Below are 15079 nucleotides of genomic sequence, written 5' to 3'. Positions count from 1 at the left end.
GCGATCACGCGGCAACTGTCGGCGCATGTTGGCGCCTTGCATGTGCATAAAGCGCGGCCACCGCGCAGGAAGCCATCCGCGCGCGCGCTGTGTCCGCACGCGACGTCAGGACGACCGGCACCCGGGCGCCGAGCACGATACCGGCACTATCCGCCTTGGCGAAGTAAGCCAGATTCTTCGCCAGCATATTGCCGGCTTCGAGATCGGGAACGAGCAGGATCTGCGCCCGGCCGGCGACCTCGGATTTGATTCCCTTGATCCGAGCCGCTTCCATGTCGATCGCGTTGTCGAAGGCCAGCGGTCCGTCGAGCACGCCGCCGGTGATCTGCCCGCGATCCGCCATCTTGCAGAGCGCCGCGGCCTCGATCGTCGACGGGATCTTGCCGGTGACGGTTTCGACCGCCGACAGGATTGCGACACGCGGTGATCTGCCGAAGCCGGCCTGCGTATAGAGATCGATGGCGTTCTGGATGATGTCCCGCTTGGCATCGAGGTCGGGAAAGATGTTGATGGCCGCGTCGGTTACAAACAGCGTCTCGGCATAGGCCGGCACGTCCATCACGAACACATGGCTGATCCGGCGGTCGGTTCGCAGGCCACCCACTTTGGCCGTGACGCTTCGCATCAATTCGTCGGTATGCAGGCTGCCCTTCATGAGCATTTCGCCCTTGGCCGCATGAATGAGTTCGACGCCCTTTGCCGCGGCCTCCTCGCTATGAGCCGCATCGACGAGTTCGAAGCCGGAAATGTCGAGGCCGCTCTTGCCGGCCGTATCCCTGATTTTCCTTTCGGGACCGACCAACACCGGCCGGATGATGCCTGCTGCGGCGCTGTCGACGACGCCGCGTAGCGAGGTTTCATCGCAGGGGTGCACGACGATGGTCCGAGCGGCCGGCACAGCCTGGGCCGCTTTGATCAAGCGGTCATACTTGCTGGGAGACCGCGCTCCGCTCGAATCGGCCGCCGTGCTCATGGTCCTGCTCCGATCTCTTCCAACCTTCGTTACGAAGCCTTCGCCTTGGGATCGAAAGGGGCAACGTTGGAGGTCCTCTCCAACATTTCCGTGGCGTCGACGCCGAACAATTCGGCGACACGCCGCAGGCGGCTGGCGACCTCACCCGATATCGCGGCGCTGGCGGACAGCACGTCGCGGATTGCGGCAAAGGCCGCACGCCGGGCGTCGGCATTGTCCGGCAACATTTTCGGGATGGCCGCCAACGCATTCTCACGATCCAGCAGCAGCATGAAGAATTGCTCGCGGACCAGTGTCTTGAACTCGGACAGTGTCAGCCGCGCACCCTTGTCGTTTCGGCGGACGTTGCGCAGCGCTTCGAGGCTGCGCTCGTCCACCATGCCCCGCGCCGACCCGACATAGAGCAGGCCGCGAAGTGCCGCTTCCCGAAGGCCTCCTTCGCCGATCCTGGATTTCAGCTCGGCGATCCGGGCCTCCAGCATCTGGCGGTGCTTGGCCGACATCTCCTGCCGACGCGACGGTACCGACTGCGGATCGATACCGACGGCCGCCTGAATCGCCGGCGAGCCATAGACGGCAAGGAAGATCGCCTCGCTGAGCGCTTCCTGCGAATCACGCCAGCTGTCGAGCGCATGAACGATCTGCTTGGAGAATTGCTCCTGGAACGCCATGAACGGGTTGTCCGTCGACACCGGCTTGCGCTCCTCAGTCGCCCTCTCCGCAAGGGACTTGATCGCGGACATGAAAGGATTCAGGCTGCTAAACGCCTCGTACTGCATCCGCAGAGGGTGCAGATTGCGCATCGACTCCGCCATCTGTGGTGTCACCAGGCGCTTGATCAACGGCTGGAGGAACTTCTGGTAGGCGGCGAGATTGATCTCGGACACGCGTTTGGCTGCAGCAAAACGCCGCTCATCCTCGGGCGAATTGCCGCCCATGGCGCGGATGTCGTCAAGCGTCCGCGCCTCACAGCGCATCACCCATTGGCCGACGACCATATCGGCGCTTGTGGTATCGTCACCCTTGGCCTCGAAAGTTGCCTCATAGAGCCCGGGCGGCAACACGTCGATCAGGTCGATGTTGCTGGAGAACTCCGCGTGTTCCTTCTTGGCAATGCCGCCGGAAACGAAGATGCCGAGATGGCCGACACTTTCGTGAACCGTATAGACGATCGTCTGCCCGTAGGTCCGGATTTCATCGACGTCGGCATAGAGATCGAGGATCCAGTCCAGCGCTTGCTGCGGCGGCGTGATGTTGTCGCCCTTGGAGCAGAAGACCAGGATCGGTGATCGGATATTGCGCAGATCGACCATCTGTCCGTCGGACATTTGAATCCGGCCGGCGGCGAGGTTGTTGCCGACGAACAGTTCATCGACGATGAACTGGATCTCCTCGGCATTCAGGTTGACGTGTCCACCCCACCAGCGCTCGAATTCGAGGTATCGCTCGGCCTCGGTATCAACCTTCGAGTAGACGTTGTACTGCTTGGTCCACAGCGTGTTGGACGGGTTTTGGCTTTCGAAATTTTGCACCAGCCAGGCGCCGTCGAACTTGCCGGCTCCGAGATCGCTCGTCAGCGCGGTCAGCCAGCTTCCTCCCAGAAGGCCGCCGGAGTAGCGCATCGGGTATTTGCCGTGCACACCCGCCCAATAGGCGAGCGGCGCGCCGGCGATGATCACGGGCCCGAACAGCTCCGGCCGCAGCGACGCCAGGATCATGACGGCCCAGCCGGCCTGACAGTTGCCGATCACGCACGGCTTGCCGTCGGCTTGCGGATGTCGGCTGATGACTTGTTCGATGAAGACAGCCTCGGCACGCGCGATGCGCTCGATTGTCTGTCCAGGCATCGGTTCCGGCAGGAAGCCGATGAAATAGCAGGGATGACCCGCCTTCATCGCGACGCCGATTTCGCTGTCCGCCTTGAACCCGCCAATTCCCGGACCATGCCCGGCGCGCGGATCGACCACGATGAACGGTCGGCGGTCGAGATCGATCTCGACGTCTTTGGGCGGTATGATGCGCACGAGCGCATAATTGACCGGCTCATCGAGCTTGCGGCCGTCGATGATCAGTTCAGCCGAATATTGCAGAACATGCGGTGCGGTTTGGGCAAGGTGTTCCCGGTACTGGTCGCCGCGCTGACGCATGACGTCAAGGAAGAGAACGCTCCTTTGTCCGGCATCGACCATGTATTCTACGGCTGAAGCGACAAGCCCTGAGATGGGGCCGCCTGCTGACGTTGCAGTGTCTGTCGACATATTCGGACCTCATTGTCTGCTTCATTCAACGGGTCTTGCGCCAGGGAACGTTGATTTAGGTCAACGTTCGACGATCAACCGGCAGTGACGCTGCGGCCGCGCGATCGGCGTGTATCCAGGCCACCGTCAGTTCCCAGGCGAGCGAGAGAATGATCGGTCCGATAAAGAGGCCGACAATTCCGTGCGCGAGCGTTCCCCCGATCACCCCGACGAAGATGACGAGTGTCGGCGTTGTCAGGCCCCGCCCCATCACCAGCGGTCTCAGGATGTTGTCGAGCACGCCGACGATGCCGAGAAACAGCGTCAGCAGTAGCGCCGTGGTGAAATCCTTGTCGAACCAGATCCAGATGATGACAGGAAGCAGGACGATTGCCGCACCGATCTGCACGATCGTCAGGAGCATCACCACGAAGGCCAGCAGGCCCGCACTCGGAATACCGGCCAGCTTGAACCCGATGCCGGCCAGCAAAGACTGGATGATGGCGACGCCGATGACGCCCTGGGATACCGCGCGGATGGTTGCCCCCGCCAGTTCCAGGAAATGCTCGCTCTGCTCGGGCACGATGCGAAAGAGAAATCCCCTGCCCGCCGCCACGAGCTGCGAGCCGTAGGGAAACAGAAACCCGGCCAGCGCCACCGCCAGGAGGAACTGTAGCGTACCCACACCGGCATTGCCGGCGAACGCGAGCAACGTACCGGCCACCGGCTTCAGATGGGGAGCAACCTCGCGCAGCGCTGATCGAATGTTGTTGGAAGCCTGGGCCCAGAACTCGTAAAGCTGGGGACCGATGAGCGGCCAATCCTTGACGGCCGCCGGCGGCGATGGAACCACCAGGTTACCAGCACCCAGACCACCAGCGAACTCCCTCACTCCGTCGAGAGCACTCAAGCCAAGCCAGGTCGCCGGCCCAATAACGATGCCGAGATTGATCAGGGTGAGAATTGTCGCCGCGAGCCTCGGGCGCCCCCCGAGAAGTCGGGAAAGTGCGCCAAAGACGGGATAGAGCGCGACGGCGAGGACGATACTCCATGTCAGGATCGGCACGAAGGGGCGGATCAAAACGAACGTCCAGTAGATCAGGAAGGCAAGCAGTCCAAGCCGGATCACGAGCTGGATGACATCGTCTCCGGGCAAATATTGGCGAAGAGTTTTCAAGGACGCGCCTTCATCTGGGAGCGGGCATGCTGTCGCCAAGCTACCGGCCGCGCCTGCGCAATTGTCTTGATCCAGATCAAACCAATGCAGGCCGGTGACGGCTTCATCGGCAGACGAGACGGCCAGTTTGTCCGCCAGCATGCGAGACGCCATGTCCGAGGCCATCAACTACGCCGCACGCGAACGTCTCCGCGACGGCGGCGAAATCGAAATCCGCGCCCTTCGGCGGGAGGATGAAGCCGACATGCTCGCTGCGGTCGGAAACACCAGCGCCCAATCGCTGCAGCGTCGCTTCTTCGTAATGAAGCGCCACTTCTCGGACAAGGAGCGCGCCTTCTTCATGGACATCGATTTCAAGAATCACGTCGCAATTGTCGCGCTCGCCGAAGGAGCAGGTTGCAAGGCCGTCGTCGGGGGTGGCCGGTACATTGTCTTCGAACCGGGGCGCGCCGAGATGGCGTTTGTCGTCATCGATGCCTGGCAGGGACGCGGCGTCGGCTCGATCCTGATGCGTCATCTCGTCAAGCTCGCCAGAGATGGAGGATTGCAGGAATTGACGGCAGAAGTTCTGCCCGAAAACGCAGCGATGATAAAAGTATTCGGAAAATTCGGCTTCAGGCCTGGCTCGCGCCGCGACCCGCAGGCCATCCATCTGTCGCTAAAGCTCGCTTAGGGCTCACGCACCGCGGCGTCGCGCTGAAACTGGCTTCAGAACACGCGGCGAGTTGCGGCGCGGAGCCTACCTCAATCCCAGGCGCGAACGTCGATAGCCGCTATCCCGGGCCTCATGCCTGCATACGAAGCTGCCGGTAGTTCCCGACGCGTAGCGCCTCTGGCCTTTGAAGTAATAGCGCCCTCTTCCGAAATCGAGCCAGACGATCGTCTCCCCCGGACAATGACGCTGCGCCTGGGATTCACTTCGGAACGGCGTAAGGACCTGCGCCATCGCTCCCGGTGACGCACAAGAAACAAGAGCCAGAACCGCAACAGACCAGCCGCGGAAATTCAGTCGCATGCCACGCCTGTCATGCGCTCAGGAAGGCGCTGACGGAGCAGCCGCCAGGACTCCGGCCAGGGCCGCCTGCAGCGCCGCTTCCTTGGTATGGTCAAGAGACGTCTTCAGAACCGTGCCACCTTCACCCTTGAGCCCCTCGAGCACTTTGTCCGCGGTGACCTTCCGCACCAGCACGAACAGCGCCGCCGTCCCGGGCTGAATGGCAGCCGCGGTTTCCTTCATCCATTTGTCGTCGATGCCGACATCGGTCAGATACCCGCCGAGCGTGCCCGAGGCCGCGCCTAGGGCGGCACCGGCCAGCGGCATCAGAAAGATCAGGCCTATGAGCGTACCCCAAAACGTCCCGGACACCGCACCGGCAGCCGTGGTGTTGATCAGTTGATTGAGCTTGATGCTTCCGTGAGCATCCTTCACGGCAATCGCCGCATCGCCCAATTCGATCAGATACTCCTTCTGCATGGCCAGCAGTTTCTGCCGAACTTCCTCTGCCTTTGCTTCCGTCGGAAACGCAATCACGACGAGGTCACTCATTGGTCCATTCTCCTTTTTCCAAGCAAATGGAGAACTGTGACCGCTGACCTGTTGATTTACATCAAGGAACTAAGCGCAGCCGGCCCCTTCAGGGAGGGGACACTGCGCGGAAACCGCATCAGCGCTCCACAATTCATGTTGATCTAGATCAAACCCTGCGCTGGATTTGAGGCAGTACGCTTCGCCATCGATCGACGCGATAAATTATCGCCCGGATATGGGGTTAGCCATGGCTGAAACACCTAAACTCTCCGTCGAGAAAGCACTCGAAAAACTGCGCAGCGCCGATGCGCCGAAATCCAGGGACGTGCGACGCACTGAGGAAATGGACGCCCTCGATGAAGAGATAAAGCGCTTGAGGGCGCAACGACTTCGCCTGGACCGGCAGTCGGGACGTTCGAAGCGTGATTGACGCCGCGAACTGCAGTGCAATCGACGCGGCCCACAGATATGAGGCGTCATGGAAGACATCGGACAACGGCCTGTTCCGCTAACCTGCGGAGCTGCCATGCAATTTCCGATTAGAGCACGAACGTGACCAGTTGATACAGCGTATAGGCCAGCTGCACGCCCAGTACGGCCAAGGCTACGATCATCAAAAAGGAGCTGAAATGCATGAGGGTTGAAACCAGAAAGCCCTCTTGAACTGATTTTTCTCGCAAGAAGACTTCGAACAAGGATCAGTACGTCATGCTGCCCTACAAACGTTTGGCAGTTCGAGAAGGAAGCTTCCGCCGCCGCGGAAGTAATGTCATTGCCACGAACCTCTTCTTGGCCGGAGGTCGCTTGTCGGACGGTAGTTCACGCCTACGTGCCGTAGAAAATCTTCATCCCCCACACCACGACAACGACGGCCGATACCAGCGTGGCCGCCGTCAATATACTTTCTAGGGAAGCTACTCTCATACTAGTACTCCGCTTCCCAGCCCCGTTTGCGGTCTAGTTGATTCGTTCGGTCCGCCGCAATCGCGGGGGCGACTGTGTTGAGCGCTCGCACGGCAATTGTGGTTTGCGGGCCACATCATTCCCGTAGAACTACGGGCGCAGCGATGGACAGCCGACGCGTCTGGTGAGAACCGACCGGTTCCAGGGCATGCCGTCATACCTCACGAGTGCCTGCTTGGTTTGTAAGTCGTCCGGACGGATGTTGAGCGACATTCCCGGCAACTGCCCGGATTGACGCCCGTGACCGGCGGCGGGGTCACGGGTCTCGGCGGCATGTCCGCCCGCAAGTGTCCTCGCATTTGGCTGGACCGGCTCAGTCGACGTCATCACACCGCGACGGCGGTAGCGTCGTATCTGTACAACCAGTCGTATCGCTCTCGCAGACGGTCTTCCGCCCACTCGCGCTCCACATAGGCCTGTGCCGTCGCCGGATCTCCCAGCAACGGGTTGTGAAAGCGTTTCGTGTTCTCGGCCGACCCGTTAACGACGCGGGACGTGCGTTCGTACCTCGCCGATTCATAGGCGCGGAATGCCGCGGCGACGTCCGTACCGTGCGCCTCGAGCGCGCGGGACAGGATGTAGCCGTCCTCGATCGCCATGACGGCGCCTTGCGCGAGGAATGGCAGCGTCGGATGGCAGGCGTCGCCGAGCAGCGTGATGCGCCCCACCGACCATGACGGAAGCGGATGGCGCAGTTTCAATGCCCAGAGGTACGGTTGGGGAATGGCTGCGATAAGTGTCTGCACGTCTTCATGCCACCCGGCGAAGTCGGCGAGCATGTCCGCATGCGAACCCGGTGTCGTCCAGGACTCTTCGTGCCAGTCCTCGCGTTCGACCACGCCGACGAAGTTCATCAGCGTTCCGCGACGCAAGGGATACTGCACGACGTGACGGCCGGGCCCGACCCAGTTCGACGAAACCGAACGTGCCAGGCGAGGCGGCAGGTTCGCCGTCGGGATGACGCCGCGCCACGCAACGAGGCCCGTGAATTCGGCGTTGTCCGAACCATGCAGTCCTGCACGGATCACGGAGTGGATTCCGTCGGCGCCGATCAGCACGTCGCCTTCGGCGGTGCTGCCGTCGTCGAACCGCAGGATGACGCGGTCTCCTGCGGTCTCGTATCCCACGGCCCTACGTCCCAGACGAAGCGCGCCGGGAGCAGCAATCGTCACCGCATTCGACAGGATACCCAGCAGGTCCGGCCGGAACATCGTGACGTAGGGGTGACCATAGTTCTGTACCGACACGGTTCCGAGATCGAAAGCGGTCCAGGCCTGGCCGGTATTCCACATCCGAATCTCACGCCGCTCCGGATGCGCGGCCTCTTCCATGACGCGGGTAGCGAGGCCGAGTTCGTGAAAGACAAGCATACCGTTGGAGCTGATCTGCACACCGGCCCCGATCTCCTGAAGGATCGGCGCCTGCTCGTAAATCTCGACCTCGAAGCCGCGCTTGATGAGCGAAAGCGCTGCCGTCAACCCGCCTATGCCGCCGCCGGCGACGATGATTTTGGGTTTTCCGGCGTTTCTCACGGCTTGCTACCCTCTTATGGATGCTTTTGCGCCAAAGCAGTCGTTCTTCTGAGGCGACTTTGCCTCAATGCCTACGCGAGAAAGCCTCGGTGAATCTCGTTCAAAGCTATTCCGAAGTGATCTGGGCATCCTTCACGACTTTGGCCCAGCGCAGGCGATCTTTGGCGATCAGCTCTGCCAATCGTTCAGGCGGACCGCCTTGAGCGATCAAGCCTTGCCGGTCGAGCACTTCGCGTACGCCCGGCTGGGCCAGTATCTCATTGAAAACCGCATTATAGCGGTCAACGATCGCCTTCGGTGTACCGGCCGGGGCCAGCACCCCATACCACAAATCGACATCGAAATCGGTGACACCAAGTTCGGCAAGCGTCGGCACCTGCGCCGCACGCTGCGCCCGAGCCTGGCTGCCTACGGCGAGGATGCGAATTTGCCCCGCTTCCGCGAGAGGAAGCGCGGTATGGATCGGTATGAACATCGCCGAGACGTGTCCGCCCGCGAGGTCTTTCACGGCGCCGGCGGAGCTGGGGTACGGAATGTGTGTCAGGTTGATCTTCGCCGTCAGCTTCAACAGCTCCATGGCGAGATGTTGTGGTGTGCCTCGGCCGGGGGAAGCATAATTGATTTCCCCCGGCTTGCTGCGAGCAAGTGCGATCAATTCCGGGAACGTGGCGACGTTGAGCGAAGGATGAACAACGAGCGCAAGTACGCCGGTCGCGATCTCCGCGATCGGTTCAAAACTCTTCTCGGGGTCGTAGGGGATCGAGCGATAGAGGCTTGCATTCATTACGAAGGTATTGACGGTCACCAGAAGCGTGTGGCCGTCGGGAGCTGCGCGCGCGGCTGCATCTGTGCCAATGTTGCCACTTGCACCCGGCTTGTTCTCGACGATGACGGGTTGATTCCATCGCTGCCGCAATTCTTCACTGAGAATGCGCGCGAGCAGATCGGGACCTGTGCCTGGCGAGAACGGGACGTTGACCCGGATTGTTTGTTGCGACTGCCCATGCGCCGCGTTTAGCGGGGCTAGAGCCGTGACCAGAATTCCCAGCAATGTGCGGCGTGAAGGCGTCCAGCCTGCAGAATCGATCGTCACGATGTTTCCCCATCCACGCCAACGGGTGGCGTCTAGCACAAAATCTCTTATTATGAGATTATGAACCGATCATCTACCAGTTCAAGCTTGATTCCGCCAAACCGGAAAAAGTATCTGATGTGAGCTGAGCAAAGCGCGGCGGGCCGCTGGCCGAAATTGGAGCGATGTCAGACCATGCGGCCCGAGGCATGAAGCCAACGAACAGTCTGGAACGGGTACTGGCGGTTCTCGAGGTGTTTTCCGAGGACCGACTGGAATGGATGCCCGAAGATCTGATGCGCGAGCTCGGCTATAGTCGGCCGACGCTGTACCGCTATCTGAAGATCCTGAAGGACGCCGGCTTCCTGATGTCGAGCCGCAACTCCGGGGTCACGCTGGGACCCAAGGTCGTCGAGATGGATTACCTGACGCGCCGCTCCGACGCGCTGGTGCTGCACGGCGTGCCCCATCTGAAAGAACTGACTGCGGCTTATTCCTGCACCGCCATGGTTTTACGCTGGTACGGCAACAAGATTCTGTGCGTGGTCTCCGAATCTTCCGCTAAAAACCCGATCAGTTCCTATCCTCGCGGACGACCGATGCCGCTCGGGCGCGGCGCGATCGCGCGCTCGATCATGGCGTTTCTGCCGCGACCGCAGCTGCTGCCGCTGGTCGAGCGCAACCTCGCCGACCTACGCTCGGTCGGCCTCGGCGACACCGCCGAGGACGTCCTGAAAAGCCTGAAGAAGGTTCGCAAAGCCGGATTTTCCGTCGCCTATGGCGAGGTCACGCCCGGCGCGGTCGGCATCGCCGCGCCGATCTTCGACGACCGCCGTTATCCGATCGCCAGCGTCTGCGTCACCATTTCCGGCAGCCTGGTGACCGGCGCCTTGATCGATCAGATCGGTGCCGAGGTCCGGCGCGTGGCGCTCCAGATCTCGGTCGATCAGACCTCCACACAGCCAAAAACTAGATCATAATCTTATATTGTGAGATTAACCTTGACTTGGCGGCAGTCCTGTTCTCATTTTGCACGCCCGCTCGCACCCGGCGGGTAGAAAATTCACGCCAATAGCAAGAAGCCAGGATGAACACGCCCACCGCCATCACAACGCAAGTCGTCATTGTTGGCGGCGGGCCGGTTGGTCTTGGTCTTGCGATCGAACTCGGCCAGCGCGGCGTAAGGTGCATTCTGATCGAGCGCCATAGCAGTCCGCAGCAGATCCCGAAGGGACAGAACCTGACCCAGCGCACGCTGGAGCACTTCTACTTCTGGGGCGCGGAGCCGGAACTTCGTGCTGCGCGGACCATACCGCGCGACTACGGCATCGGCGGCATGACCTCCTACGGCACGCTGCTGAGCGGTTACAAGTATGATTGGCTGCAGCGCGAGTTGGTGCGGCCCTATTACTTCACCGACAACGAACGGCTGCCGCAATATGCCACCGAAGCGGTGTTGCGGCATCGCCTGAGCCAGCTGCAAAGCGTCGAGACATTCTTCGGCTGGAGCGCCGCCGGCATCGAGCAGGACGCAGATGGCGTGTGGGTGACGATAACCGAGCGCAACAGCGGTCATCGTCGCACGTTGCGGGCAGACTATGTGGTCGGCTGTGACGGCAGTCGCTCTTTGGTACGCGACGCGGCAGGCATCACCCAGACCCTGTCCGATCACGACCGGCTGATGGTGCTGCTGGTATTCCGCTCGACCGGCCTGCACAGACTGCTCGAACGCTTCCCCAACAAGTCATTCTACAATGTGCTGCATCCCGACCTGAAGGGCTATTGGCAATTCTTCGGGCGCGTCGACCTTGGCACCACCTGGTTCTTCCATGCGCCGGTGCCTCTCGGCACCACCAGGGACAATTTCGATTTCCGCCGCTATCTGTATTCAGCGGTCGGAGAGGAATTCGACGTCGAATTCGAACACACCGGCTTTTGGGATCTGCGCGTCGCAATATCAGATCAGTATCGCATCGGGCGCGTCTTTATCGCCGGCGACGCCGCGCATGGCCATCCGCCCTATGGCGGCTACGGCATCAACACCGGCCTCGAAGACGCCGCCAATCTCGGCTGGAAGCTTGCCGCAGCACTGCAGGGCTGGGCCGGAGCAAATCTGCTGGACACCTACGGCGAGGAACGGCGGCCGGTGTTCGTGTCAACCGCACGGGACTTCATCGAAAAGGCGATCCAAAGCGACAAGGATTTCCTGGCCAATTTCGACCCCGCGATCGATAGGAATGCATTTGAAGCCGAATGGCAGGCGCGCTCATCCGGTGCGCGCTCCGAGGTCAGTTCGTTCGAGCCGAACTACGAGGGATCGTCGATCGTCGCAGGTCCGCCCGGCGCCAGCTGCAGCGCGATCGGCTCGCATGAATTCGCAGCCCGGGCCGGACATCACCTGGCGCCGCGCCAGCTCGGGTCGGGCCGCAACGTCTTCGAGGAGCTGGGCGCCGGTTTTACGCTGCTCGATTTCGGCGCGCCGGACGTCGCTGTCGCTGAAATCCAGCGCGCCGCCGAGGCCAGCGGAGTGCCGCTCAAGCTGATCAGGGACGCCAGCGCGGAAAGCCGGGAATTCTACCAAGCGACGCTGGTCCTGGTCCGGCCCGATCAATTCATCGCCTGGACATCGGACGGTGAGGTGACGGACGCCGCCAGTATTGTCCGCAGCATGATCGGCGGCCACCCCTGACGCCTGCGCCAGCTCCGTCGTCAAACAAGAAAACAAAAGCCGAAAGCCGGCAAGGAAACACAGGGAATCAAGGGTATGAGCAGTCACAGTGCCGCGCATTATTTCCTCGAAGGGCTCGTCGACCTCGGCGTTGAGTATATCTTCGCCAACCTCGGCACCGATCATGTCTCGCTGATCGAGGAGATCGCGCGCTGGGACCGCGAAGGCCGCAAGCACCCCGAGATCATCCTCTGCCCGCATGAGATCGTCGCCGTTCATATGGCCGGAGGCTACGCACTGGCCACCGGCAAGGGACAGGCGGTGTTCGTGCATGTCGATGCCGGAACGGCCAATGCCTGCATGGCCATTCAGAACCTGTTTCGTTATCGGCTGCCGGTGATGCTGTTCGCCGGGCGTGCGCCCTACACGCTGCATGGCGAACTGACCGGATCGCGCGACACCTATGTGCATTTTGTGCAGGATCCCTTCGACATCGCCAGCATCGTGCGGCCCTACGTCAAATGGGAATACTCGTTGCCGTCGGGTGTCGTCGTGAAGGAAGCGCTGGCCCGCGCCGGCGCCTTCATGCACAGCGATCCGCCGGGGCCCGTCTACATGATGCTGCCGCGCGAGACGCTGGCCGAGGAATGGGACGAGGCGCAGATGCCGGCCTATCGCCCCGCGCGTTATGGCGGCGTGACGGTCGGCGGTATCGACCAGGCCCGCGTCGAGGCCATCGCCACGCGGCTGATGGCCGCGGAAAATCCGATCGCACTGACGGCCTATCTCGGGCGTAATGCGGATGCTGTGTCGGCGCTGGAACGCCTCGCGCTTGCCTGCGGCATCCGGATCGCGGAGTTCAACTCGATCGATCTCAACATCTCGCAGGATTCGCCCTGCTTTGCCGGTTTCGATCCGATGCCCCTGCTGGAACAGGCCGACGTCGGGCTGCTGCTCGATACCGACGTGCCTTTTGTGCCGCAATACGCCAAGCGCGTCGAAGCCATCGACTGGATCCAGATCGACATCGATCCGCTGAAGTCGGATTTCCCGATGTGGGGATTCCCGACCGACATCAGGATCCAAGCCGATTGCGCGACTGTTCTGCGGCAGATGCTCGAGGTGGTCGAGGCGCGCGCCGATGACCTCTATCGCAAGCGCGTCACCGAGCGCATCGCCAGTTGGAGCGCTACCCGCGATGCAGCGGCGATGCGCCGCGCAACTGCAGCTGAGAACAAGGGCCTGCCCGGCGCGCTCAGCGCCGCCTATCTGTTCGCAACCTTGAACCGTGCGTTGTCGCAGGACGATATCGTCGTCAACGAAGCGATCCGCAATGCGCCGCTGGTGCAGGAGCAGATCCGTCGCACGCAGCCACACAGCTATGTCGGCCTTGCCGGTGGAGGGCTCGGCTTTAGCGGCGGCATGGCGTTGGGGCTGAAGCTGGCGAAGCCGGAGCGGCGCATCGTGCAGATTATCGGCGACGGCGCGTTTCACTTCTCGTCGCCAGACTCGGTATTCGCGGTCGCCCAGCAATATCAAATTCCGATTCTGACGGTGGTGCTCGACAATGGCGGCTGGCAGGCGGTGAAATCATCGGTACAGCGAGTTTATCCGAAGGGCGTCGCCGCCCAGACCGATTCGTTTCAATCGCAACTGCGCTCAGGTCGGCAGGGCGAGCAACGACGCTTCTCCGACATTGGCCGCGCCTTCGGCGCACATGGCGAATTCGTCGGCGAGCCGGATGAACTCGCCGCCGCGGTCGATCGCTGCCTCGCTGCCGTCGACAGTGGCATCTCTGCCGTCCTGCATGTCGAAATCACACCGCTCTAGCGGCAATCCAGGTTTGTTCGCCGGCACCCAAATTGCGCATTTCCATGCACTCTGTCTTGGAAGGATTGAAATCATGAAGAACTTCAGCCGCGTAGCGCTTGCCGCCATCTGTTTAAGCTATTCCGGTTTCGCGCAAGCTGCCGACGAGGTGAAATATCCGACCCGCGCTATCCGTATCGTCGTCGGCTTCACGGCAGGCGGCGGCAACGACATCATCGCCCGCATCGTCGGACAGAAACTGTCGGAAAGTCTCGGCCAGCCGGTCATCATTGAAAACAAGCCCGGCGCGGGTGCGATCCTTGCCACCGAATACGTCGCGCGGTCTGCACCCGATGGCTATACGCTGCTGGTCGGTGCCAGCGGCGCCATGGTGATCAACCCGGCTGTCTACGAGAAGCTGAGTTACGACACGATGCGGGATTTCACCCCGGTGTCCGAGCTTGGCTCGTTTCCACTGATCCTGATCGTCAACGCGGCGTCGCCGTTCAAGTCGTTGGCCGATCTCGTCACCTACGCCAAGGCGAATCCGGATAAGGCGAATTATTCGAGTTCCTCCGCCGCCTTCCAACTCGCAACCGAGCTTTTCAAGCAGAAGACCGGCGCGCCGATGCAGATGATCCCCTACAAGGGCGCCAACGATTCCGTCACCGCTGTGATCTCCGGCGAGGTGACCGCGACGATCGCCGATTCCGGACCGGTGACCAGCCAGGTCAATGGCGGTCTTGCCCGCGCGCTGGCAGTTGCCGCACCGAAGCGGATGGACGGCTTGCCTGATGTGCCAACGATGAAGGAAGCGGGCGCTGACGTCGAAGCGGTGTTGTGGAGCGGCATATTCGTGCCCGCCGCGACGCCACCCGACATTGTCAGGAAGCTGGAGGCGGAATTCGTCCGCATCGCGCGCTTGCCGGACGTAATCTCCCGCCTGCAATCGCTCAACATCGAGTCCGTCGGCAATTCGTCGGAGGAATTTTCTCGCATCATCGCGACGGATCTCGAACGCTGGCGAGCGGTCGCCCGCGCCGGCAATATCAAGATAACCCAGTAGACCGTCATCTACGGGCTGCCGGCACAATGACGGATCCAATCTGTTGGCTGGCGT

Annotated in this window: 12 protein-coding genes; 6 read left to right on the top strand and 6 right to left on the bottom strand. The window is 61.5% G+C overall.

The features are described 5' to 3' along the window. Positions 1-4: 4 nt before the first annotated feature. From ABIE49_RS31845 to ABIE49_RS31835, 3 genes are read right to left on the bottom strand one after another with little or no spacing between them, the layout of a single operon-like run. Positions 5-973 (bottom strand): phosphate acetyltransferase, encoded by a 969-nt coding sequence (locus tag ABIE49_RS31845; RefSeq protein ID WP_192735018.1) that lies wholly within the window; start codon positions 971-973, stop codon positions 5-7. Positions 974-1002: 29 nt separating this feature from the next. Then, on the bottom strand, positions 1003-3231 hold the full coding sequence (locus ABIE49_RS31840; RefSeq protein ID WP_192735019.1) for a DUF3141 domain-containing protein: 2229 nt from the start codon (positions 3229-3231) through the stop codon (positions 1003-1005). 55 nt (positions 3232-3286) lie between these two features. Continuing rightward, entirely contained in the window at positions 3287-4387 is a 1101-nt protein-coding gene (locus ABIE49_RS31835; RefSeq protein ID WP_192735236.1) for an AI-2E family transporter, read from the bottom strand. Between the two features lie 151 nt (positions 4388-4538). Here ABIE49_RS31835 and ABIE49_RS31830 point away from each other — a divergent pair, with 151 nt between their 5' ends. Then, on the top strand, positions 4539-5060 hold the full coding sequence (locus ABIE49_RS31830) for a GNAT family N-acetyltransferase (RefSeq protein ID WP_192735020.1): 522 nt from the start codon (positions 4539-4541) through the stop codon (positions 5058-5060). Positions 5061-5420: 360 nt separating this feature from the next. Here ABIE49_RS31830 and ABIE49_RS31820 read toward each other — a convergent pair whose 3' ends face one another. Then, positions 5421-5933 (bottom strand): DUF1269 domain-containing protein, encoded by a 513-nt coding sequence (locus tag ABIE49_RS31820; RefSeq protein WP_192735021.1) that lies wholly within the window; start codon positions 5931-5933, stop codon positions 5421-5423. Positions 5934-6162: 229 nt separating this feature from the next. On the opposite strand from ABIE49_RS31820, the gene ABIE49_RS31815 reads away from it, so the two are divergent. Then, positions 6163-6345 (top strand): hypothetical protein, encoded by a 183-nt coding sequence (locus ABIE49_RS31815; RefSeq protein WP_192735022.1) that lies wholly within the window; start codon positions 6163-6165, stop codon positions 6343-6345. 859 nt (positions 6346-7204) lie between these two features. Here ABIE49_RS31815 and ABIE49_RS31810 read toward each other — a convergent pair. Both ABIE49_RS31810 and ABIE49_RS31805 read right to left on the bottom strand, forming a co-directional pair. Next, positions 7205-8410: an FAD-dependent monooxygenase gene (locus ABIE49_RS31810; protein ID WP_192735023.1), complete on the bottom strand. Its 1206-nt coding sequence runs from the start codon at positions 8408-8410 to the stop codon at positions 7205-7207. 106 nt (positions 8411-8516) lie between these two features. After that, positions 8517-9503, bottom strand: coding sequence for a Bug family tripartite tricarboxylate transporter substrate binding protein (locus ABIE49_RS31805; RefSeq protein ID WP_192735024.1), 987 nt, complete (start codon positions 9501-9503; stop codon positions 8517-8519). 188 nt (positions 9504-9691) lie between these two features. On the opposite strand from ABIE49_RS31805, the gene ABIE49_RS31800 reads away from it, so the two are divergent. The 4 genes from ABIE49_RS31800 to ABIE49_RS31785 all read left to right on the top strand — a co-directional run bounded on the left by ABIE49_RS31800 (position 9692) and on the right by ABIE49_RS31785 (position 15025). Continuing rightward, positions 9692-10462, top strand: coding sequence for an IclR family transcriptional regulator (locus ABIE49_RS31800; RefSeq protein WP_192735025.1), 771 nt, complete (start codon positions 9692-9694; stop codon positions 10460-10462). A 107-nt stretch (positions 10463-10569) separates the two neighbouring features. Next, positions 10570-12171, top strand: coding sequence for an FAD-dependent monooxygenase (locus ABIE49_RS31795; RefSeq protein WP_192735026.1), 1602 nt, complete (start codon positions 10570-10572; stop codon positions 12169-12171). 75 nt (positions 12172-12246) lie between these two features. After that, entirely contained in the window at positions 12247-13980 is a 1734-nt protein-coding gene (locus ABIE49_RS31790) for a thiamine pyrophosphate-requiring protein (protein ID WP_192735027.1), read from the top strand. Positions 13981-14053: 73 nt separating this feature from the next. Then, positions 14054-15025, top strand: a complete 972-nt coding sequence (locus tag ABIE49_RS31785; RefSeq protein ID WP_192735028.1) for a Bug family tripartite tricarboxylate transporter substrate binding protein — start codon at positions 14054-14056, stop codon at positions 15023-15025. Positions 15026-15079 lie beyond the last annotated feature (54 nt).

It is taken from the genome of Bradyrhizobium sp. OAE829 (assembly GCF_040546575.1).
Classification (GTDB): Bacteria; Pseudomonadota; Alphaproteobacteria; order Rhizobiales; family Xanthobacteraceae; genus Bradyrhizobium.
The sequence above is the reverse complement of the archived record's forward strand: the minus strand, read 5'-3'. Positions and strand labels throughout refer to the sequence as shown.